General features: G+C 71.1%; 16 protein-coding genes. 13 read left to right on the top strand and 3 right to left on the bottom strand.

The genetic code is table 11. From position 1 onward, the window contains the following. Positions 1-337 precede the first annotated feature (337 nt). Positions 338-1,222 (top strand): TIGR03619 family F420-dependent LLM class oxidoreductase, encoded by an 885-nt coding sequence (locus ACZ7DL_RS32495; RefSeq protein ID WP_470779698.1) that lies wholly within the window; start codon positions 338-340, stop codon positions 1,220-1,222. Here the strand turns inward: ACZ7DL_RS32495 and ACZ7DL_RS32490 are convergent. Both ACZ7DL_RS32490 and ACZ7DL_RS32485 read right to left on the bottom strand, forming a co-directional pair. Further along, positions 1,215-1,475, bottom strand: coding sequence for a hypothetical protein (locus ACZ7DL_RS32490; RefSeq protein ID WP_470779817.1), 261 nt, complete (start codon positions 1,473-1,475; stop codon positions 1,215-1,217). The two genes, ACZ7DL_RS32495 and ACZ7DL_RS32490, sit on opposite strands and share 8 nt — an antisense overlap. 168 nt (positions 1,476-1,643) lie before the next feature. Continuing rightward, positions 1,644-2,516 (bottom strand): trypsin-like serine protease, encoded by an 873-nt coding sequence (locus ACZ7DL_RS32485; RefSeq protein WP_470779697.1) that lies wholly within the window; start codon positions 2,514-2,516, stop codon positions 1,644-1,646. A 687-nt stretch (positions 2,517-3,203) separates the two neighbouring features. Between ACZ7DL_RS32485 and ACZ7DL_RS32480 the strand changes: the two genes are divergently transcribed. Both ACZ7DL_RS32480 and ACZ7DL_RS32475 read left to right on the top strand, forming a co-directional pair. Beyond that, a complete protein-coding gene (locus ACZ7DL_RS32480; RefSeq protein ID WP_470779695.1) occupies positions 3,204-4,256 on the top strand; it encodes a hypothetical protein in 1,053 nt (350 codons plus the stop codon). 15 nt (positions 4,257-4,271) lie between these two features. After that, on the top strand, positions 4,272-4,535 hold the full coding sequence (locus tag ACZ7DL_RS32475) for a hypothetical protein (protein ID WP_470779694.1): 264 nt from the start codon (positions 4,272-4,274) through the stop codon (positions 4,533-4,535). Positions 4,536-5,089: 554 nt separating this feature from the next. On the opposite strand, the gene ACZ7DL_RS32470 is transcribed toward ACZ7DL_RS32475, so the two are convergent. Beyond that, positions 5,090-5,284: a hypothetical protein gene (locus ACZ7DL_RS32470; protein WP_470779693.1), complete on the bottom strand. Its 195-nt coding sequence runs from the start codon at positions 5,282-5,284 to the stop codon at positions 5,090-5,092. Between the two features lie 602 nt (positions 5,285-5,886). Between ACZ7DL_RS32470 and ACZ7DL_RS32465 the strand changes: the two genes are divergently transcribed. From ACZ7DL_RS32465 to ACZ7DL_RS32420, 10 genes are all read left to right on the top strand, one after another. Next, positions 5,887-7,365 (top strand): sugar transferase, encoded by a 1,479-nt coding sequence (locus ACZ7DL_RS32465; RefSeq protein WP_470779691.1) that lies wholly within the window; start codon positions 5,887-5,889, stop codon positions 7,363-7,365. A gap of 74 nt (positions 7,366-7,439) precedes the next feature. Beyond that, on the top strand, positions 7,440-8,756 hold the full coding sequence (locus ACZ7DL_RS32460) for a nucleotide sugar dehydrogenase (protein WP_470779689.1): 1,317 nt from the start codon (positions 7,440-7,442) through the stop codon (positions 8,754-8,756). Further along, the gene (locus tag ACZ7DL_RS32455; protein ID WP_470779688.1) at positions 8,746-10,011 is read left to right on the top strand and encodes a glycosyltransferase family 4 protein; all 1,266 of its coding nucleotides are present in this window, start codon (positions 8,746-8,748) and stop codon (positions 10,009-10,011) included. The genes ACZ7DL_RS32460 and ACZ7DL_RS32455 overlap by 11 nt, the downstream gene beginning before the upstream one ends. After that, the gene (locus tag ACZ7DL_RS32450; protein ID WP_470779686.1) at positions 10,008-11,402 is read left to right on the top strand and encodes a Wzz/FepE/Etk N-terminal domain-containing protein; all 1,395 of its coding nucleotides are present in this window, start codon (positions 10,008-10,010) and stop codon (positions 11,400-11,402) included. The genes ACZ7DL_RS32455 and ACZ7DL_RS32450 overlap by 4 nt, the downstream gene beginning before the upstream one ends. Then, positions 11,399-12,961: a Wzz/FepE/Etk N-terminal domain-containing protein gene (locus ACZ7DL_RS32445; RefSeq protein ID WP_470779684.1), complete on the top strand. Its 1,563-nt coding sequence runs from the start codon at positions 11,399-11,401 to the stop codon at positions 12,959-12,961. The genes ACZ7DL_RS32450 and ACZ7DL_RS32445 overlap by 4 nt, the downstream gene beginning before the upstream one ends. A 3-nt stretch (positions 12,962-12,964) precedes the next feature. Further along, positions 12,965-14,899, top strand: coding sequence for an asparagine synthase (glutamine-hydrolyzing) (gene asnB / locus ACZ7DL_RS32440; protein WP_470779682.1), 1,935 nt, complete (start codon positions 12,965-12,967; stop codon positions 14,897-14,899). Between the two features lie 17 nt (positions 14,900-14,916). After that, a complete protein-coding gene (locus ACZ7DL_RS32435; RefSeq protein ID WP_470779680.1) occupies positions 14,917-17,088 on the top strand; it encodes a bi-domain-containing oxidoreductase in 2,172 nt (723 codons plus the stop codon). Further along, positions 17,085-19,028 (top strand): heparinase II/III family protein, encoded by a 1,944-nt coding sequence (locus tag ACZ7DL_RS32430; RefSeq protein WP_470779678.1) that lies wholly within the window; start codon positions 17,085-17,087, stop codon positions 19,026-19,028. The genes ACZ7DL_RS32435 and ACZ7DL_RS32430 overlap by 4 nt, the downstream gene beginning before the upstream one ends. Positions 19,029-19,037: 9 nt before the next feature. Continuing rightward, positions 19,038-20,573, top strand: coding sequence for a right-handed parallel beta-helix repeat-containing protein (locus tag ACZ7DL_RS32425; protein ID WP_470779675.1), 1,536 nt, complete (start codon positions 19,038-19,040; stop codon positions 20,571-20,573). Then, complete coding sequence (locus ACZ7DL_RS32420) at positions 20,566-21,804, top strand: O-antigen ligase domain-containing protein (RefSeq protein ID WP_470779673.1); 1,239 nt, start codon at positions 20,566-20,568, stop codon at positions 21,802-21,804. Before ACZ7DL_RS32425 ends, ACZ7DL_RS32420 begins: the two co-directional genes overlap by 8 nt. The last annotated feature ends 2 nt before the right edge of the window (positions 21,805-21,806 follow it).

The following is a 21,806-nucleotide window of genomic DNA, read 5'->3' as shown; positions in this document are numbered from 1 at the left end:
GGTGGACGCTACGAGCCGCTCCGGGCAGCTCGCCTGAGCACGCGTACTCAGGCCGGCATGAGTGAATGGCCGCTGCCTTCCGCAGCGGACCTGGCTCGTTCACACCGGGGGCTTGTCCGGGTGGTCCCACCTCCGGGGCCACTGGTGCCCTGACCGGGAAGGTTCACCGGCTCGTGGAGTTCGCGGCGTCGGTCTGCGGGCGCGAGACGGAGTGGCAGGTGATCCGTGGCGCCCCGGACGTGATGAAATAGCGGTGGCGGTACGGGAGTTGGGTGTGGCGACAGGGCGGTCGGTGACCGTCGTGTCGCCACCGGACGGCTGACGGAAAGGCAACCTCATGTCCCTGTTGCGCCTCGGCGTCTCTCTTCAACCGCGCTGGCCGCTCCACGACGGAGCCAGTGTGCTCCGCGCCGCACGCCACGCCGAAGATCTGGGCTTTGACCACGTTGCGGTCGGAAACCGCCTCCTGGACAGCGGTTTCGGCCTCGACACGGACCCACTTGTTCTGCTGTCGGCCGTCGCAGGGGCGACGACGCGCCTGCGACTGCTGACGTCCGTACTCGTCGCGCCGTACTATCCGGCGCTGGTGCTCGCCAACCAGGCGGCCACCCTGGACGTCGTATCCGGTGGCCGCTTGGTCCTGGGCGTCGGCACCGGCTGGAATCCCGACGAGTTCGACGCCGTCGGTGTACCCGCCCGTGAACGCGGCGCACGCACCGACGACCACCTCGCCGCCGCCAAGGCCCTGTGGACTCGGCGGCCCGCAGACTTCGACGGGCCGTTCACGACACTGCACGCCGCGCACTTGGGAGTGCCTCCGGTCACCGTCGGCGGTCCGCCCGTTTGGGTCGGCGGCCACAGCGACGCCGCCCTGCGCCGTGTGCTGCGTTTCGGTGACGGCTGGTACGGCACCGGCGCCGACGCGGCGGAGGTCACCGACGTCCGGCGCCGCCTGCGTGACCTCGCCGGCGCAGAGAACGCCGACCGCCTGACCCTCGCTTCAGCCGCGTTCCTCGCTCCGCCCGGTGTCCCTGCGGCGGTTCGGCCACCGGGACGGCCGCTCGGCGGCGCTGCGCCCACCGCAGCGAGCGTCGCCGACGACCTCGGGCGGCTCGCCGAGGCAGGGCTCACCGACTGCACCATATGGCTGCCTGTCGCGGCTGAGCATGTCGGAAAGGCTATGGAGTGGGTTGCGGCCGAGGTGGCGCCCCGACTCACCTGATGCCATGGCCGGCAAAACCACCGGAGTGATCAAGCTGCCGCATCGAGGGGGGTCCGCCCCAGCGGATGCCCTTTTCGCTGCGGATACGGGCGCGTTCCTTGCGTGGTGCGGCGAGCATGTCGGGGTGGCGGGCGTTGGTGCTGCGCCGGCGCAGGTAAAGAGACGAGGTCGCACTGAGCGCCGCGCTGCTGCTGGGGATGTGACCTTGGAAGAGACTGAGGACGCGTCCGAGCGTGCCGACCGTGAGGGCCATGCCGCCAGCAGCACGAACCGCGTTGAGGGAGCGGCGGGTGCACAGGACGTACGGCAAGTCCCATCGCCGGATCGGCCCGCCGGCGACGACTCGTCGGAGCCGTGGTCGACGGCGGGCCCGGCAGCGCGGTAAGGCGCTGCGGAGGTGGCGCGTTCTGCCCGGCGGGGGCTACGGCAGCTTCACGAACGGTTCCAGGAAGGCGCGGGCGCCCGGGGTGTCCAAGCGGTACGAGACGTTCGTCGCGTAGCACGGGCCGTCGCCGGTGATCGTGGTGGCCGCGAGCACGTTACGACCGTCGATCACCGCGAAGTTGGGGCCGCCCGAGTCGCCGTAGCAGGCGCCGCCGTTCCCCTGGGGTTCGGTCATCGCCAGGCGGACCCACGCGGCGTTGAGGGCGTCGAAGGTGACGGGCGCCTTCATGCGGACACCGCCGCCGGGATGGGTCTGCCCTCCGGGGCCACGCTGGGCCTCCTGGGTGCCGTATCCGGCGACGAACCAGTGGGTGCTGTTGAGCGCCTGTGGGCCGAGCGCGTCGAGTTGGTCGGCGGTGGGCAGCTTGGCCGGGGTGAAGGTCCAGCGGGCCTTCACCTTGGTCGCGGACAGCTCGATCACCGAGATGTCGTGGGCGTCGGACGCGGGCCCGGGGTAGTCGGGATGGCTGTGGGCGGTGCCCTGGACGGCGACGGCGCTCGCCTGCGCCGCCGGATCGCCGGGATACTTCTCCGCGACGGCGTCGAGACCGGCCTGCACGTTCTGGTCCAGGGAGACGTAGAACTTCACGTTGCCGGGCCAGTCGGTGGTGCAGTGTGCGGCGGTCAGGAACGTGTCCGCGTCGATCATGGTGCCGGAGCAGACCCAGTCGACCCGGTCGGGTGTCGTGGGGTCGCCGTCGTTGTCCCAGGTCGCGATGAGCGCGCCGACCTCGGTGCGTTCGGGTGCGGGTGTCGCGTTGTACGAGTTGATGGCCGAGGAGGGCAGCGCGGTGGCGAGGACGGCGGCACAGGCCGCGGCGGCGACAGCGGAGGCGCGTAGAGCGGTCAAGAGAAACGCTTCTATCGATGGGACGGGTGTTCTCCTGTGGGGGGCGGAGCAGCGCCAGTGAAGCGCCTCGGGGCGGCAGCCACAAGAACACGGCGGCCCTTCAGGGGTTTTCCCTATGCAGGGCTGTGTTTTCCCCAGGTGGGGCTGTGGGTGGTCAGTTCGTCCGCGTGGTGTGGTCGCCGCGCCCGGCTGGACGTCCCGCAGCAGGCAGATCACTCGGCCGGTGGACACCCCTCGCTCCGGCCCGTCACTGACGACGGACTCGCACATCGCCGTGCAGCGGGCCGTACGGCTGGATGTTGCCCTCGACCACCATGGTCCCTGCATCCCGCTCGGCCCGGGCCGCAGTGGAGTGGCTGCGTCTCGGACTGTCCGGGGCTTCTCATGATCGCCTTCGCGGTCGGCAGCGCCGCGAACGATGCCTGCTATGGCACTCCCTGGGTTTGCGGTGCATTCACGGGGTTTCCTCCACCCAGCGCACACCGCGAACCCCTCGCGGACGCCGGCCGCGACGGACGTCGTGCCCGAGGCGCTGTTTATACGGCCAGGCTCCGAAGATGCCATGGGGGAACTCTCCCCCGGCCCCGCGTGCCCCTCCAACCGCCTCGGCTGGAGATGGACAACGCACCGATCACCATTCTGGAACAAAATGGACGTACGTGACGGCGAAATCATGGAGGCGCGGTGATGCAGGGCAACGCCGGGAACGGCGAGGGGGCCGTCGAGGAGCGTGACCAGTACGACGGGGAACCCGACGCCGAGGACATCGACGAGTACACCGAGCCCGAGCCGTACGACGCCGAGCCGGAGCCCTACGGCACGGCCGGCACGGCTCATGAGGCCACGGCCGTCCCCGGCGGTGAGACAGCCGGCGCGCGTGTCGCGGCCGGTGCGGACCCCGACGTCTTCCTCGACGTTCCGGTGTTGAAGGTCGACGAGATCGACCTGGATGTCGAGGACCTGCGCGCGCACGTCTCGCTGCAGGCCGAGGTGCTCGACCTGGTGAAGCTGAACGTGGGCGCCGATGTCTCGCTGGGCAGGGTTCACCTGGGGATCTCGGGTGTGGAGGCGCAGGCCCAGCTCAGGGTGCGCCTCGACAACGTCGCCTCGATCATCAACCGCGTGCTCACCACGCTCGACCGCAATCCGGAGATCCTGCACGTGCTGGCGCGGGGGGTCGGGTCCGCGGTGCAGGACGTCGGTGGCGGAGCCGGTCAGGCCATCGGCGAGCTGGGCACGGGGGCCGCAAGCGCCGTCCAGGACGTCGGCCTGGGCGCCCGGGCCGCCGTACAGGACGTCGGTCGCGGCGTCGGGTCCGTGGCCCAGGACGTCGGCCAAGGAGCCGGAAAGGCCGTTCGGGACGTGGGCACCGGTGCCGGGCGCGTGGTGGAGGACGTCGGCGGTGAAGCGAGCCGGGTCGTCGGCGAGACCGGTGCGGGGGTCGGCGCGACCACCGGGAAGGTGGTCGAGAAGGCCGTGGGTGTGCCCGAGGCGGCGGGCGAGGCGGTGCGGGAGAGCGGTCACGCCATCGCGGACGCATCGGGCGCGGTGGCCGGCACCGCACCCCGCCCCGAGTCCGCCGGACGGGGGGCGCCCCGCAGGCCCGCGGACGAGGACCGGCGCCGGGCCGTCCGGAGCCAGGAAGGCACCCGCGCGCGCCGAGTACGCACCGAGGACGGCAAGCCGGCACCCCGGCCCCGTCGCCGCCGCACCGCCGAGGAGCGGGAGGAGCCGCCCTGAACGGCATGCGCAGCGATGAAGAGCCAGGCGTGGGACATCTCGTTCCGGTCTACGGTCCACGCCGAGCGTCTCCGCTTCACGGAGGAACCCCGGACAGCCGTCCGCTTCCCCGGCACCGGGGAGCGGGAGTCGAAGAGCCACAGCGACCGGACCCGCCTCCCCGACAGGATCGTGCCCGGCCTGGAGTACCACGACGTCACCGTTTCCTACCGCCTCGCGACCCGGCTCACCGGGCCGGAACACGAAGGGAGCGGCTCCCGCCCCGCCGGCGGGCCCTGACCATCCCGCGGAACGGAGCACAGCGGGCACCGACGCAGCACGTGGGTGCCGTTCCACCTCGTCGAGTCAGTCGGCCGGCACGCTCACCGCACCGCAGCAGGCACCCGTCACCGCGCCCACCCACCGCCGTCCTCATGTCGGCCGGCGCGGCAGCACGTCGTCCCCGCGCGCGATCCCTTGGGAACGGTCAGACCCTGTCCTCCCGCCTGCGGGGGTGGCTCAGTTGACAGGGACGTGGGCAGATCCGGCCAAGCCCACAGCCTGAGGAACGTCAGCGATCAAGATCCGAGCCATTCCCGGACCGACAGTCTCGCTAAAGCGAACGGTGCCGTTTACGCAGGTCAGCCGACCGTGCATTAGCCCTGTATCACCAGCAGACGGAGAACTGCTGAGCGCCCCATAGCTTAACTGAGCCGTGTAAATCCACGAAATCCTCGATGATGCCGCATAACCGTATGGCACACCAGTGCCCCTGACCATCGACAGACCACGTCTGGCACCCCACCAGAACGAGCGTTCAATTGAGCGTCACGAGCGTCATTTCAGCGTCTTGATCAGGCTTGCCCCGCACTTCGAACACCGGCCGTTCTTGTCCGCGCCCCCTCCATCAGCGCCTGGGCCGACATCGCGCCATGCACCCGGACGTCGAGGCGGTTGCGCTCGCCCTTGGACATGCCGCGGAACACCGACACGATCAAGTCGTGGGCCTCGTCGATCGGGGCGATGGCCCGCCCACCTCGGGCACCCACGGCGCACGCTGTAGTGGTAGTGCACGAACAGCGGGAAGTCGTTGCCGAACCGGGCGCCGTAGAAGGCCCGCTGCAGCTCGCCGCGCAGAAGCCGCACCCGGGGCCGGGTGAGCTGCTGGAGCACGCGGTGGCGAAAAGGCACCCGTAGGCGGTCACCGATCGGTGGAAGGTTGAAAGCCTGAGCACAAATTCCACACATCCTCTCTTCATATCGGCCCCGATGGTCTAGATTGACCGTGCTTCAGCTGTTCGGACACGAGGCGACCAACAATGATCTTCAGGTCCGGCGTTACGGGAAGTCAGCACTCGCGTCCCCGGCGCCAGACGGGTGGATGATCAATTATTGGATCCCGAGGGGCCGTTGGGTGTGGGGAGCACCCGAGGTTTCGACGGGTTCCCGAGCATCTTGAGCGTCTGGCAGGACATGCGAATCCGCTGTCGCCAGGGTGGGTTGTTCAAGTAGCTCTGAAATAGCCGGGACGGCATGCGCCGGGGGGCGGAGGACTTCTGAGGGGAGGAATGGTGCCGGGGGGCAAGGGCCTCCCGAGGGGAGGAACAGTGTTGGGCGAACACGTCGAACCACTGGGACCTGGGGGGGTTCTGTGCGGCAAGGGGGACTTGTCAGCCCGGTTCCGTCGGCGCGCGAGCGTCTGGCGAACGGGGCAATCAGCCGGCCCGCGATCGACTGGGAGCAGCGGTACCGCCGTACCGTGATCATCAGCGATACCGTGGCCACCGCCTTCGTGGTGGCGTCGATCGGTAACTTCTTCGGGGCCCGGGACGCGGCCAACTGGCACGAGAAGTGGGGGATTCTCGCATTCGGCACCGAGCTGCTGGTGCTGGGGGCGCTTGCGGTCAGCCGAGCGTGGGCTCCGGCCGCGCTCGGCCAGGGCGCCGAGGAATTCCGGCGGCTCGGACGCTCACTGTTCACGGCGACCGTCGTACTGGCGCTCGGCGGGATCGCCCTCACCTCACGCAACATCAAGCTTTGGATCTTCGTCGCTATCCCCGCGATCGCGCTCGTCACCATGACCGCGCGGTATCTGCTGCGCCTGTGGCTGCACAAACAGCGGAAGGAGGGACGGTGCCTGAGACCGGTGCTCGCCGCCGGAAGTGTGGCCACCGTGCGCGACCTGATCACCCGAACCCGCAAGTTTCCGCACATCGGCTGGCGCGTGGACGCGGTGTGCACGACGGACGGTCGCGGGCTCGACGGTGACCAACTGGACGGAGTGCCGGTCGTCGGTCAACTGGCTGACGTCGCCAAGCACGTCCGTCACGACGGCTACCGCGTCGTCGCGGTCCTACCCGACCCGCACTGGTCACCGGACCGGCTGCAGCGGCTGGCCTGGAACATCGAAGGCAGCGACGCCGAGATGGTCGTGGCACCCGTCCTGATGGAGGTGGCCGGCCCGCGGCTGCACGTCGACGCGGTGCTCGGGATCCCGCTGCTGCGGGTCAGCATGCCGACCTTCACCGGGGGTCGCCGGGCGGTCAAAGAGGCCGTCGACCGGATGGGCGCGGCGATCCTGCTGGTGCTGTTCGCACCGCTGATGGTGCTCGTCGGGCTGCTCGTGCTGGTGGACAGTCGGGGTGGGGCGTTCTACCGCCAGCGCAGGGTCGGCAAGGACGGCCGCGAGTTCACCATTCTCAAGTTCCGCACCATGGTCGCCGGGGCTGACCGGGCACGTGCCGAGCTGGCCGACCGCAACGAGGGCGCCGGCCCGCTGTTCAAGCTCCGCCGGGATCCGCGGGTGACCCGGGTGGGAGCAGTGCTGCGCCGGTACTCGATCGACGAGCTCCCGCAGCTCTTCAACGTGCTCACCGGATCGATGTCGCTCGTCGGTCCGCGGCCTCCGTTGCCGGAGGAGTCCGCTGCGTACGGCCCGGACATCCGGCGGCGGCTGCTGGTCAAGCCCGGACTCACCGGTCTGTGGCAGATCAGCGGACGCAGCGACCTGTCGTGGGAGGAGGCGGTCCGGCTGGACCTGCGGTACGTGGAGGACTGGTCGCTCGCCCTGGACACAGTGATCTTGTGGAAGACGCTGCGTGCGGTGCTCTACGGGCAGGGCGCCTACTGATGCGCGGGGGGTCGTCGTCCGGCCGGCGCGCGAACCGCAGGCCGGCAGGCCTGCCTGGGGGGGAGGAACGGGTCATGAGAGTCAGCGTTTTCGGGCTCGGCTACGTGGGCTGCGTGTCGGCCGCGTGCCTGGCCAGCATGGGCCACGAGGTCATCGGGGTGGACGTCAACCAGGTGAAGGTCGACCTGGTCAACGACGGCAAGGCCCCGGTGGTCGAGGAGCGGATCGGCGAGCTCATCGCCGACGTCGTGCGGACCGGAGCGTTACGCGCCACCGGCGACGTCCACGAGGCGATCACCGGCAGCGAGGTGTCGCTGGTCTGCGTGGGCACGCCGTCGGAGCCCAACGGCAGCCTGTGCACCACGTACTTGGAGCGGGTCACCGAGCAGATCGGCGCGGCACTGGCCGAGCGGGGCGGACGGCACACCGTCGTCTTCCGCAGCACCATGCTCCCGGGTACCTGCCTGAACCTGCTGGTACCGATCCTGGAGAAGTACGTCGGCGGTACGGCCGGGGTGGACATCGGGGTCGCGGTCAACCCGGAGTTCCTGCGCGAGGGCACGAGCGTGCGGGACTTCTTCGACCCGCCCAAGACCGTCATCGGCGAGCTCGACCCGGCAAGCGGCGATGCGGTGACGGCACTGTACGAGGGCTTGCCCGGCGAGGTGTTCCGGGTGCCGGTCCCGACGGCCGAGGCGATCAAGTACGCGGACAACGCCTTCCACGGCCTCAAGATCGGCTTCGCGAACGAGCTGGGCGCGGTGTGCCAGGCGCTGGGGGTGGACTCGCACCAGGTGATGGACGTTTTCCTGGCCGACCGCAAGCTGAACATCAGCCCCGCCTACCTGCGGCCCGGCTTCGCCTTCGGTGGCTCCTGCCTGCCCAAGGACCTGCGCAGCCTGGTCCACGCGGCGCAGCGGGCCGACATCTCGGTGCCCATCCTCTCTCACGTGCTGCCCTCCAACTCCGACCATCTGCAGCGCGCGGTGGAGCTGGTCGAGCGCACCGGCAAGCGCCGGGTGGGCCTGTTCGGGCTGTCCTTCAAACCCGGCACCGACGACCTGCGCGAGAGCCCGCTCGTCGAGCTGGCGGAGCGGCTCTTCGGCAAGGGGTACGACCTGCGGATCCACGACGCCAACGTAAGCCTCTCCCGGCTGATCGGCGCGAACCGCGAGTACATCGAGACCCGGCTGCCGCACCTCGCGCAGCTGCTCGCGGACTCCGTCGACGAGGTGCTCGACCACGCCGAGGTGTGCCTGGTCGGGACCAGGGATCCGGACGTGCTGTCGGCGCTGCCCCATGGTGACGGCCCGGTGATCGTCGACCTCATCCGCCTTCCCGACGCCGAGACGCGCCGAACTGAACCGGGGTACATGGGCCTTGCTTGGTAACGCAACCAGCGGCGACGGGTCGAACCGGCGCGCGCTGATCCTGGTGGAGAACCTGTCTGTGCCCTTCGACCGGCGGGTGTGGCAGGAGTGCACGACGCTGCGCGACGCGGGCTGGACGGTGCACGTCATCTGTCCCCGGGGGAGCAAACGGGACACGGAGCCGGAGGCGGAGATCGACGGGGTGCGGATCCACCGCTACCCGTTACGCGCGGCCACCGGAGGGCCGGCCGGCTACCTGCGGGAGTACGGATCGGCGCTGTGGCACACGGCCCGGCTGGCCCGCAAGGTCGGCCCGGTCGACGTGGTCCACGCCTGCAACCCGCCCGACCTGTTGTTCCTGCCGGCACTGTGGCTGAAGCGGCGCGGCGCACGGTTCGTCTTCGACCAGCACGACCTGGTACCCGAGCTGTACCTCTCCCGGTTCGACCGCGGCGAAGACCTGCTCTACCGCGCCGTGTGCGCGTTGGAACGGCTGACCTACCGGGCCGCGGACGTCGTGCTCGCCACGAACGAGAGCTACCGGGACGTCGCGATGCGCCGTGGCGGTCGACGCCCTGGGGATGTGTTCGTGGTGCGCAGCGCGCCCGCGATCGAGCGGTTCCAACCGGTTCCGCCCGAACCGGAGTTGAAGCGGGGCAAGCCTCATCTGCTGTGCTATCTCGGCGTCATGGGCCCGCAGGACGGCGTCGACTACGCCTTGCGCGCCCTGGCGAAGCTGCGCGACGAGTTCGGGCGGACCGATTGGCACGCGGTGTTCGTCGGCTCCGGCGACGCCTTCGACGCGATGGTGGAGCTGTCCCGGCGGCTCGGGCTCACGGAGCAGGTGCAGTTCACCGGGCGCATTCCGGACGCCGACCTGGTGCGCTACCTGTCCACCGCGGACGTGTGCCTTTCCCCCGACCCGCGCAATCCGCTCAACGACGTGTCGACCATGAACAAGGTCCTGGAGTACATGGCGATGGGCCGGCCGATCGTCTCGTTCGACCTGAAGGAGGCGCGCGTCTCCGCCGGTGACGCCGCCGTCTACGCGCCCGCCAACGACGAGGCCCAGTTCGCCAAGCTCATCGCGCTGCTGCTGGACGATCCGGAGAAGCGGGCCCGGATGGGCAAGATCGGCCAGGAGCGGATCAGCGGGCCGCTCTCCTGGCGGAACTCGCAGGCGTCACTGCTCGCCGCCTACGCCGCTGCCTGCCGTGACCACGCTCCGGTGTCGGCGGGCGACCCGGACCGGGCTGGGAAGAGGCCGCGCCGTTGAGCGATGACACCATACGCCTGGTCACGATCGGGCGGATTCTCCGTCGGCGCTGGCGGCTTCTCGCCGTTCTCGCCGTGGTGGGCGCGCTCGTCGGCTACGGCGCCTCTCTGCTGTTTCCGCCGCGGTACACGACGTCGGCATCGGTACTGCTGCCGGGACAGTGGGAGGAGCGTGAGCTGCTGACTCAGTCGGAGATCGCGACCAGTTCGGTGGTGGTCGACCGCGCGGCCGCCACACTCGGCTGGCCCGGGGTCAGCGGCAGCGAGCTGCGGGACCGGGTGAGCGCCAAGGCCACCGACGGGAACATCATCAAGATATCGGGTACGGCCGACTCCCCGGAGCGTGCGCAGCGGCTCTCCGACCAGGTGGCCCAGCAATTCGTCACCTTCGCCGCGCGGCTCGCGGGCGACGACACCGACCCCGAATCGGCGGCCGGGCCCGAGGCACTGCGGAAGATGGTCGTGCAGACCAACCGCCGCATCACCGACCTTGCCGAGGCGGCCGATCCGGGGCAGACCGTGGAGAGCGTGCAGGCCCGCACCGAGCTCGAGAAGCTGCGTACCGCGCTGCAGGACGCCATGAAAAAGCTGGACGAGGCCGACCCGGCGACCAACAGGGCCAACATGGTCGTCATGGGGCCGGCGGCCCGGCCGACCGGCGAGGCAGCGCCGACGAGGATGCAGTTCATCGTCGCCGGGGCGCTGCTGCTCTTCCTGCTCGCGGTCATCGGCCATCTCGCCGCCGCACGGGTGAGTCGCCGACTGCGCACCGCACCGGAGATCGCCGCGGCGCTGGGCTCCGCGCTGCTGGGCACCGTCGACGTACCGGGTGAACGGCCCGCGCGCCGGCCGAAGGGCCGTGGCCCGCGGGCCTGGATCGGCTGGCTGCTGGGCGTCGACACCCGGTGGGACGTACCGGCCCCGCAGCCGTCCGGCGGTGAGGCCGGCAGGCAGATCCGCTACCGGCGGGTGTGTGCTCGCCTCCGGGACCAGCTGCCGGCTCCCCGGCGGCTGCTGGTTGTCGTACCGGACGGCGACGAGATCGCCCGCCGGGCCGCCGGGCAGCTCGTCGCCGAGGCCGAGAGCGATCCCTCCCCAAGCTCTTCGGGCAGGGGATACCCCGTGCTGCGGGTGGTGGGGGTTTCGGTGTCCCGGCCGCTGGTGCCTGACCGCGACACCGAGTCCGGTGCCCTGGTGGTGCTCAGCGCGGGCAGCTGGACCGCAGGGGAGCTCGCCGGCATCGCCGAGGCATGTGCGGACGCGGGGCATGAGGTCGTCGGCATCGTCGTCGCCGGCACGGTCCGGGCCTCGACGCGGATCGCCGGCCGTCCTCCGGATGAGGCCACTCCGGCGCTCGCGGTTCGCGGCAACGCGACGGGAGGTTCAGTGTGACGACGAGCAAGACTTCGGAGTCGTCGGCCGCCGCTCCCCTGCTGGATCTGCAGGCGCTGGTGGTGGCGGTGCGCAGGCGCCGCCGCCTCTGGTCCTCCTTGGCGCTGCTGGGGCTGCTGGTCGGCGCAGCGGTGGCGGTCCTGCTGCCGCCGCCGCCGACCGCGGTGACCAAGGTGCTGGTCGCGCACAAGGAGGACCAGCCGAACGACACCGGAACGCTGATCCGCACCGACGTCGCGTTGCTGCACACCACGCGGATCGCCGGCGAGGCCCTGCGGTCCCTCAAGTCCCCGGAAAACCCGGAAGACTTCATGCGGGACTACCGGGGCACCGGCTTGACCAACAACCTGCTGCAGATCGATGTGACAGGTAAAAGCGACGCGGAAGCGGTGGCCCGGGCCGAGGCGCTGGCCGACGCGTTCGTCGCGGACCATGTGAGGCGGATGCGGGAGACCGCGAAGGCCGAGGCCAAGGCCCTGCTCGACCAGCGCGACCGCATGCGGAAGGAACTCGCCGAGGTCAACAAGACGATCGGAGACGGACCGCCGGAGAGCGACCCGACGGCGTCGGCGAGCATGGAGTCGCTCTTCGCCCGCCGGGCCGAACTCACCTCGCGGATCGCCGACTTCGACCAGCGCGCCGAGGAGGCGCGCATGGGCACGCCCCAGCTCGTCGCCGGCACGCAGATCGTGGACGCCCCGCGCGCGGTGCGGCACTCCCTGCCCAGGGCCGCTGTCACCGACGCCGTGATCGGGCTCGTCCTCGGGCTCGTCCTCGGGCTCGCGGTGGCCGCGGTCGGCGCGGTGGTGGCGGACCGCCCCGTGCTGCGCCGGGAGATCGCGGCGAACCTCGGCGCCTCGGTCATCGCGGAGCTGCCCCGCGCGCCCCGCCGGCCGGCCGGGCTGTGGCAGCGCCGAAGGACCCGGGCGGCACGCGAACGGCTCACCGCGTCCCTGGCCCGCACCGTGCGCGGCTCCGCGGAACCGGTGTCGCTGCTGGAACTGGGCTGTGCGCGCAGCACGAGCGTGATCGCCCTGAACGTCGCCAGGGCACTGGCGGCGGAGGGGCCAGTGGTCATCATCGACGGTCTGCCCGGCCGGCAGCTCGCGGGCCGCCGCCGGAAGCCAGGAGACCCGGCTGTGGTCCGCGGCGAGGGTGCCGAGGCTGTGCCTCATCAGGGGCTCCGGCTCGGCGTCGGCTCGGTCGCGCCCGGCACGGCGTGGACCGACCTCCAGTACCTCGGCACCCAGACCGTGCTCGTCGTGCGTGCCGGGCACGGCAGCGCCGCATGGCTGCACACCGTGGCGCGGCAGCTCGCGGACCAGCGCATTCCGGTGATCGGTGTGGTGTTGATCGACCCCGATCCGCGTGACCGGACCGACGGCACGCTGTGGGACGGGCTGCACATCGCGCTGCGGGGCCAGGACGAGCGGCTCGCCCGGCAGAACGGTGGGGGTACCTCCCACGCCGTTCAGGCAGTGGGGGAGGGCCGGCGGCGGACGGAGCGGCTGCCGATGTGGGCGGGACGGGTCCCGGACAGCGACCAGGAGGCGCGGTAGGACATGTGTGGCATCGCAGGCACTTACCGATGGCCGGACGGGAAGGTCGTGACCGACCGGCTCACCGATACCCTCGCCCATCGCGGTCCGGACGGGGCGGGCCGGTACAGCCACCCCGCCGGTGACGGCGAAGTGCACCTCGGGCACCGCCGGCTGGCCATCATCGACCTGTCCGAGACCGGCGCCCAGCCGATGGTCTCGGGCGGCCTCGTCGTGACGTACAACGGCGAGTTGTACAACGCCCCCGAGCTGCGTGCCGAACTGGCGGCCGCCGGGGTGCGCTTCCGCGGTACCTCCGACACCGAGGTGCTGCTGGAGGCCTGGCGGCGCTGGGGCACCGACTGCCTGCCCCGGCTGCGCGGCATGTTCGCGTTCGGGATCTTCGACGAGCGAACCGGTGACCTGGTGCTCGCCCGCGACCAGCTCGGCATCAAGCCGCTGTTCCTGCTCCGGCGCGGCGAGGGCCTGGTGTTCGCCTCCGAGCTCAAGGCGCTCGCCGCCGCGACCGGCGGGACGCTGGAGGTGGACCATGGGGCGCTGGTGGCCTCGCTGCTGTACTACTGGGTGCCGGACTCACGGTGCGCGTTCCGCGAAGCGGAGAAGCTGCCGCCGGGGAGCTGGCTGAGATGCCGGCCCGACGGCGTGGTGGAGCGCGGCCGGTTCTGGCATCTGAAGGACGTCGCCGCCGAGGGCCGTGAGCGGGCCCGGGCCGGCGAGCAGCCGGACATAGCCGCCATCGTCGAGGAGTCGACCCGGCGCCACCTGCTCTCCGACGTACCCGTGGCGACCTTCCTCTCCGGCGGGCTTGACTCCAGCTACCTGACCGCGCTGGCGGCCCGCGACCAACCCGGGATCTCCGCTTACACGATCGGGTTCCGCGCCGAGGACGCCAGGTTCGAGGCGATGCCGGACGACCTGCGCCATGCCCGGCGGGTGGCCGAGCGGTTCGGCGTCGACCTGCATGAGATCGAGATCGCTCCGAACGTGCTCGACCTGCTGCCGCAGATGACGTACCACCTGGACGAGCCGATCGGCGACCCCGCCGCGATCAACACGTTTCTGATCTGCTCGGCCGCCCGGGAGGCCGGGGTCAAGGTGATGCTCTCGGGGATGGGCGCCGACGAGCTGTTCGCCGGGTACCGCAAGCACCTGGCCAACCTGCTCGCGCTGCGCTACCAGCGCGTCCCGCGGCCCCTGCGGCGCGGAGTGTCCAGGGCCGTGGACCGGCTGCCGGTCGCCACGTCCCGCCGGGGGTACCGGTCGGTGCGCTTCGCGAAGCGGTTCCTCTCCTTCGCCGATCTGCCGGAGGAGACCGCGTTCCGGCGCAGCTACACCATGTACGACCAGGACGAGCTGCTCGCCCTGGTCGATCCGGACTTGGCCGGAACGGTCGAGGACGTGCTGACCGAGCATGCGGACATCTACCAGGACAACGACCTCGACGACTTCGTCAACCGCATGTGCCTGGGCGACGCCCGGATGTTTCTGCCGGGCCTGAACCTCACTTACACGGACCGGTCGAGCATGGCCGCGTCGACGGAGGTGCGGGTGCCGTATGTGGACGTCGAGGTGGTCAAGGCGGCGTTCGCCGTACCCGGCGATCGCAAGATCGTCGGACGGCAGGGCAAGGCAGTCCTCAAGGAGGCGGCCACCTCGGTCCTGCCCCGGGAGATCGTGTACCGGCCCAAGGGCCTTTTCAGCGCCCCGCTGCGCGCCTGGATGAGCCGGGATCTGGCACCGCTGGTGCGCGAGGTGGTGCACGACGGCGTGCTCGTCAGTTCCGGGTTGCTGCGCCGCGACGCGCTGGCGCGGATGGTCGCCGAGGACGCCGCCGGGCAGCGGGACTACTCCAAGCATCTGTGGCATGTGCTGACCCTCGAGTACTGGTATCGCGACGCGACCTCTGGGTCCGGCCAGAGCACTCGGTTGACGGCTTAGGAATCAGAGGAGTACGGGTGAAACAGGTTGTGCAGAACTACAAGAGCGGCGAGCTGGCGGTGCTCGACGTGCCGGTGCCGGGGTGCAAGCCGGGCGGTGTGCTGGTCCGCAGCGCCTACTCGCTGATCTCCACCGGGACCGAGCTCATGAAGGTCTCCGAGGCCGGCATGTCGATGCTGGGCAAGGCCCGCTCCCGGCCGGACCAGGTGGCCAAGGTCATGCAGAGCGTGGCCACCAACGGGGTGCCCGCCACCTACCGCAAGGTGATGGGCAAGCTGGACTCCTACACGCCGCTGGGCTACTCGCTGTGCGGGGTGGTCGAGCAGGTCGGCGCCGGGATCGACGATGTGGCGGTCGGTGACCTCGTCGCCTGCGCCGGCAATGAGCACGCGTTGCACGCCGAGCTGAACTGGGTGCCGAAGAACCTCTACGCACGGGTGCCGGACGGCCTCGCGCCACGGCACGCCGCCTTCGGCACCGTCGGGTCGATCGCGTTGCAGGGCGTCCGCCAGGGCGAGTCACAGCTCGGTGAAGTGGCACTGGTCGTCGGCCTCGGACTGATCGGACAGCTGGTGGTGCAGCTGCTGGCCGCATCCGGGGTCCGGGTCATCGGCGCCGATCCCGACCCGGCGCGCTGCGAGCTCGCCGAGCGCCTGGGCGCGGCGGCCTGCGGCGACCCGGCCTCCGCGGCCGTGGAGACCGCCGTCGCCGAACTCACCGGCGGTCACGGCGTGGACCAGGTGTACCTGGCCGCCGGCGGCGGCAGCAACGAGCCGGTCGAGCTGGCCGCCCGGATGAGCCGGGACCGCGGCCGGGTCGTCGACATCGGCAAGTGCCGCCTGGACCTGCCGTGGAACGCGTACTACGAGAAGGAGCTCGATGTCCGGTTCTCCCGCTCCTACGGCCCCGGGCGTTACGACCCGGAGTACGAGCTCGGGGGCCGGGACTACCCGATCGGCTACGTGCGCTGGACCGAGCGCCGCAACCTGGCGTGTTTCCTCGATCTCCTCGCCCGCGGCAGAGTCGACGTGGAGCCCCTGGTCTCCCACATCGCCGAATTCGACGACGCCGTCGAGACGTACCAGCGCCTGAAGGACGGCGACCTGAAGGCCGTGGCCGTGCTGTTCCGCTACCCCGACCACACGGCGGAGGCGGCGGCCCCTGCGGTGGCCGTGCCCGCGGTGAACGTCAAGCGGAGTCCGGCCCGGGCCGCCAAGACACCGGTGCGGCTCGCGTTCGTCGGCGCGGGGAACTACGCGACGTCGATGCTGCTGCCGCACCTGGCACAGCGCGACGGCGTCGAGTTGTCCACGGTCGTCACCACGACGGCGCTGTCCGGGGCCAACGCGCAGCGGAAGTTCGGCTTCGCCGAGGCCACCACCGATCTCGACGCCGTGCTCGGTGACTCGTCCATCGACGCGGTGTTCGTGGTCACCCGCCACAGCTCGCACGCCGACCTGACGCAGAAGGCGCTGCTGGCCGGCAAGGCGGTGTTCGTGGAGAAGCCCCTGGCCCTCACCGAGGACGAGCTGGCCGGTGTGCTCACGGCGGTGGAGAAGTCCGGCAACGACCGGCTGCTGGTGGGCTTCAACCGCCGGTTCGCGCCGCTGCTGCGGGAGGCCAGGGAGCGGTTCGGCGCCCGGACCGGTCCGGCCAGCCTCCGCTACCTGGTCAACGCGGGCCGGCTGCAGCACGGCAGCTGGTACCTCCAACAGGGCACCGAGGGCTCGCGGTTCGCCGGCGAGGGCGGGCACTTCATCGACACGGCGAGCTGGCTGCTCGGGGCCGATCCGACCTCGGTGTACGCGGTCGGCACGTCCGGCAACGAGGACCTGCAGGTCGTGCTGCGCTACCCGGACGGGTCCACCGCCACCATCAGCTACGTCACCACCGGCGCGGCCGGCTTTCCCAAGGAGACGCTGGACCTGGTCGCGGACGGCAAGGTGCTGCGGCTCGACGACTTCGTGCGTGCCTCGGTCTACGGCCGCAAGCGGTGGGTCAGTTCGCGGCTGCCCAAGGCCCGGGACAAGGGCCAGAACGCCGAACTGGCCGCGTTCATCAAGGCCGTGCGGACCGGCGGGCCGATGCCGGTGCCGCTTCAGTCGCTGGTCGCCACCACGGCGGCCACCCTCGCCGTGCAGGCCGGCCTGGCGGGCGGCGCGCCGGTGACGTTGGCGGGGGCGCGATGACCATGAGCGCGGGCTGGTACCTGCGGCGGCTGTCCCGGATGGGACTGCGGGAGGTCGGCGGCCGGGTGGGCGACGCGGTGCGCAGGCGGTGGTGGCGGTCGGCGCGGCCGGACTGCCCGAGCGTGACCGGCGCCCGGTTCACCGCGGTCCTGCCCGCCGGGGCGATCGCCGCGGTGCCGCCGGACGCCGCGAAACGCCTCGTCGCCGAGGCGGACCGGCTGACGGCCGGGCACGCCGAGTATTTCGGGGTGGTCCGCGACGACTTGGCCGACCCGGACTGGTGGTACGACCCGAAGACCGGGCGCCGGGCTCCGGCGGGCTACGCCTTCGACGTGCCGTACCGGAACGAGGACGCGGTCGGGGACATCAAGCAGATCTGGGAGCTGTCCCGGCATCAGTACCTCACCCAGCTCGCCGCCGCCTACGCGATCACCGGGAACGAGCGGTACGCCGAGCGGGTGGCCGAGCACCTGCGGTCGTGGTGGGCGGCCAACCCGCCGCTGCGCGGAGTGCACTGGACCAGCGGCATCGAGCTGGGGATCCGTTTGCTGTCCTGGGTGTGGATCCGCCGGCTCCTCGACGGCTGGCCGGGCGCGGCCGGACTGTTCGAGGGCAACCCGGTGGCGCTGAACCAGATCTGGCACCACCAGCGCTGGCTGTCCGCCTTCCCCAGCCGGGGGTCGTCGGCGAACAACCACGTCATCGCCGAGGCCGCCGGGCAGTTCGCCGCGGCCTGCGCGTTCGGGTGGTTTCCCTCCTCGGCGCGCTGGCGAGCCGACGCGCTGCGGTCGCTGGAGCGGCACCTGCGCGGCAACACGTTCGACTCCGGCCTCAACCGCGAGCTGGCCACCGAGTATCACGGACTGGTGCTGGAGCTCGGCCTGGCCGCGGTGGCGGAGGCGGATGCCGCCGGCGTGCCGGTCCCCGCGTCGATCCGGTTGGTGCTGCTGCGGATGACCGACGCGCTCGCGGCCATCGTGGACAGCCACCTGCGGCCGCCGCGCCAGGGGGACGCGGACGACGGGCACGGTCTGGTCGTGGACGGCGCGGGCACCGACCGCTGGGCCTCACTGCTGGCCACCGGGGACGCCGTGTTCGGCCGGCTCGCCTGGTGGCCGACGGTGACCGGCACCGATGTGCGCACCCCGCTGCTGGCCGCCCTCATCAAGCCCACTGAACTCTCCGTATCTCGCCCGGCAAGCCGACCGGCCCATTTCGCCGACGCGGGCATGACCATCCTGCGCGGTCCGGCGGAGATCTGGTGCCGCTGCGACGGCGGCCCGCACGGCTTCCTGTCCATCGCCGCACATGCCCACGCGGACGCGCTGTCCGTGGAGGTCCGGCACGACGGGGTCGACGTGCTCGCCGACCCGGGGACGTACTGCTACCACGGGCAGCCCGAGTGGCGGCAGTACTTCCGGTCGACCCTCGGCCACAACACCGTGCAGTTGGACGGCGGTGACCAGTCCGTCTCCGGCGGCCCGTTCCTGTGGACCCGGCATGCCAAGAGCCGCGTCCTGGTCGCGGACACATCCGACGAGGGTATGGCCCGCTGGTGTGCCGAGCACGACGGTTACCAGCGCTCCGTGCACCGCCGCCGGGTGGAGCTGACGGCCGCGAGCCAGGAGCTGAGGGTGGTGGACGAGGTGCGCGGCCCGCGCCGGGCCGCGCACCTGGCGTTCCACCTCGGGCCGGCGATCGCCGCGGACCTGGCGGACAACCGGGCCGTGCTCACCTGGACCCGGGACGGTGAGGACCGCTCCGCGGTGCTCGAGCTGCCCGGGCAGCTGTCCTGGCGGGTGCATCGCGGCGAGAGCGACCCGCCGCTGGGCTGGTACTCCGCCGGCTTCGGGCGCAAGGAACCCACCACCACGCTGGTCGGCACCGGTTTCACCGACGGCGCGGAGGGCTTCACCACCGTACTCAGGTTCCGCGGCTAAGGGGGGCGCGTGGGGATCGAGAGGCGGCCTTGGGCGTTGGCGGCGGCACCGCTGGCGCTGGCCCTGCTGGCGGCGACCGGCTGTGAGAGCACGCCGGGCGCCCGGGCAGCGGAGCCGGCGGCTGCGCCGTCCACGTCCGCGGCCCGATCCGTGGCCCGGGTGTGCGCCGAACCCGCGGCCGGGCCGGCGAAGGCACCGGCGGGCGCGGTGACGGTCGACCCCGCGGTGGTCGGTGACCTGGCAGCGAAGACCAAGAGAAACCCCCCGAACACCACGTTCTGGCTTCGACCGGGCAAGCACAGGCTCGACCCGGACCGCTATGCCCAGGTCGTCCCGAAGGAGGGGAACCGCTATCTCGGTGCGCCGGGCGCGGTGCTCGACGGCCGGCAGAAGAACCAGTACGCGTTCGGCGGCACCGCCCGCGACGTCAGCATCCGCTATCTGACCGTGCAAGGTTTCGTCGCGCCGCAGAACGAAGGCGTGGTCAACCATGACTCGGCCGACGGGTGGGTGATCGAGCACGCGACGATCCAGAACAACTCCGGCGCCGGGCTGATGGCCGGTGCCCACCAGCGGGTCCGCGCCAGCTGCCTGCGCGGCAACGGACAGTACGGCATGAACGCGTACAAGGCCGGTGGCCCTGTCCGCGGCCTGGTGGTCGAGGGCAACGAGATCGTGGGCAACAACAGGGACGGCTGGGAGCGGCGGCGGCCGGGCTGCGGTTGCACCGGAGGCGTGAAGTTCTGGGCCGTCAACGGCGCCGATGTACGCGGCAACTGGGTGCACGACAACCGCGGAGCCGGGTTGTGGGCGGACACCAACAACAACGACTTCCGTATCGAGGACAACGTGCTCGAGGCCAACGAAGGTGCCGCGCTGATCTACGAGACCAGCTACAACGCGGTCATCCGGAAGAACACGATCCGGCGGAACAACTGGGTCGAGGGCCGCAGGTACGCCGACCGCGGCGACAACTTCCCGTTCGCGACCGTCTACCTGTCCGAGTCCGGCGGCGAACCACGGATCCGAGCCCGCACGGACAAGATCGAGATCTACGGGAACGTACTGGAGAACAACTGGTCCGGGATCACCCTGTGGGAAAACGCCGACCGGTTCTGCAACAGCCCGGCCAACACCTCGTCCGGTGACTGCACGTTGCTGGTGAAGGACACCGACCGCTGCGCACAGCCGGCGATCGCCACCGCACCGCTCTACGCCGACTGCCGGTGGAAGACCCAGCGGGTGGACATCCACGGCAACCGCTTCGTGCTGGACAAGTCCGTCGTCGGCTGCACGGTGAACTGCGACCGGATGGCGGTGCTGGCCAACTACGGCACCTATCCGGACTGGTCGCCGTACCAGGGCGAGCGGGTGGCCGAGGCGATCACCCGCAAGCAGCACAACCGCTGGCACGACAACGTCTACCTCGGACCATGGAAGTTCGTCGCCCACGACCCGAGCCGGACACTCGACTACGGGCAGTGGCAGGGCACGCCGTACCGGCAGGACGCGGGCAGCGCCTTCGACCCACGGGCCGGTGGTTGAGGTGGGCGAGGACACACCTAAGACCGTTGGGATCGTCTGGGGGCTGCTGGTCCTCAACACGCTCGGCTCCGCCGGAGCGAAGACCATCATCCCGCTGCCCCGCTCCCTCATCCAGATGGTCACCATGGGGGCGCTGGTCGCCGCGTTCGCGCTGGCGCTGGCGGTCAATCTCCGGCTGCGCATCCGAGCCAGCGCCTACGTGTTCCTGCTCACCCTGCTGCTGGTGCCGAGCGTGATCTCCAGCGCGAACCTGGAGTCCGGGTTCGGCGCGCTGTTCCGCTGCGCCCGGCTGGCTCTCTTCGTCGGCACGCTGTGGCTGCTCAGCCGCTGGTGGAACGGCGGCCTGACGTTCGTCCGCCACCACATCCGGATGTACTTCGCCGTGCTCGGGTCGGTGGCCGCCGGCCTGATCGTCTCACCGGGCGCGGCCATGCCCGAGCTCTACGGCGGGCGGCTGGTCGGCGCGTTGTGGCCGCTCACCCCGCCGCAGATCGGACAGTACGCCGCGGTGATCATCGGGCTCACCGTGCTGCTCGTACTGGGCCGCCGGACCGACAGGACCAGCGCGGCGGTGGTCATCGTGCCCTCACTCGTCCTGCTCGCCCTGACCCATACCCGGACGGCCACGCTCGGCCTGCTCATCGGGCTGGCGTTGGCGATCGGCTCGCTCGTCCTGACCAGCGCCGCCGCCCGCCGGTTCTTCGCCTGGGCGGTGCTGTGCGCCGCCGTGGCCGCGGTCGCGCTCGGCTCCGCGCTGCAGGCGTGGTTCTTGCGCGGACAGAGCAAGGAGAACTTCTCCAGCCTCACCGGTCGGGCCAAGGTCTGGGACGCCCTGCTGGCAGCGCCCCGGACGGCCTCGGAGCAGCTGTTCGGCACGGGCCTGGGCGACAAGTCGTTCGGCGGGCTGCCGATCGACAACAGCTGGCTGGCCGTTTTCCACGAACAGGGTCTGGCCGGCGTCGCCCTCGTGGCGACGATCATCATCGTGCTGGGCGGCGTCGCGTTGCTGCGGCCACCGTCGCTGTCGAGGGCCTGCGCGATCTTCCTGATCAGCTACTGCGCGATCGCGTCGTACACCGAGGCGGGGCTGGGCGACGCCTCGCCGTATCTCCTGCATCTGGCCGTGGCCGCCTCGCTGCTGGCGGCACCTGCCGCGGCCCCTCCCCTCTCGACGCCCGAAGTCCGTCGCCGGCGCGTCCCGCGATGGGCCCTGAGATCGGAGGCGATCTGAGC

The organism is Streptomyces sp. NPDC036984 (genome assembly GCF_055607665.1).
The sequence above is the reverse complement of the archived record's forward strand: the minus strand, read 5'-3'. Positions and strand labels throughout refer to the sequence as shown.

Excerpts from the sequence above, each read along its gene's own strand:
- ACZ7DL_RS32490 (WP_470779817.1), bottom strand. The coding sequence starts at position 1,475 with ATGGCCCTCACGGTCGGCACGCTCGGACGCGTCCTCAGTCTCTTCCAA.
- asnB (WP_470779682.1), top strand. The coding sequence starts at position 12,965 with ATGTGTGGCATCGCAGGCACTTACCGATGGCCGGACGGGAAGGTCGTG.
- ACZ7DL_RS32475 (WP_470779694.1), top strand. The coding sequence starts at position 4,272 with ATGAAGAGCCAGGCGTGGGACATCTCGTTCCGGTCTACGGTCCACGCC.
- ACZ7DL_RS32460 (WP_470779689.1), top strand. The coding sequence starts at position 7,440 with ATGAGAGTCAGCGTTTTCGGGCTCGGCTACGTGGGCTGCGTGTCGGCC.
- ACZ7DL_RS32495 (WP_470779698.1), top strand. The coding sequence starts at position 338 with ATGTCCCTGTTGCGCCTCGGCGTCTCTCTTCAACCGCGCTGGCCGCTC.
- ACZ7DL_RS32480 (WP_470779695.1), top strand. The coding sequence starts at position 3,204 with ATGCAGGGCAACGCCGGGAACGGCGAGGGGGCCGTCGAGGAGCGTGAC.
- ACZ7DL_RS32430 (WP_470779678.1), top strand. The coding sequence starts at position 17,085 with ATGACCATGAGCGCGGGCTGGTACCTGCGGCGGCTGTCCCGGATGGGA.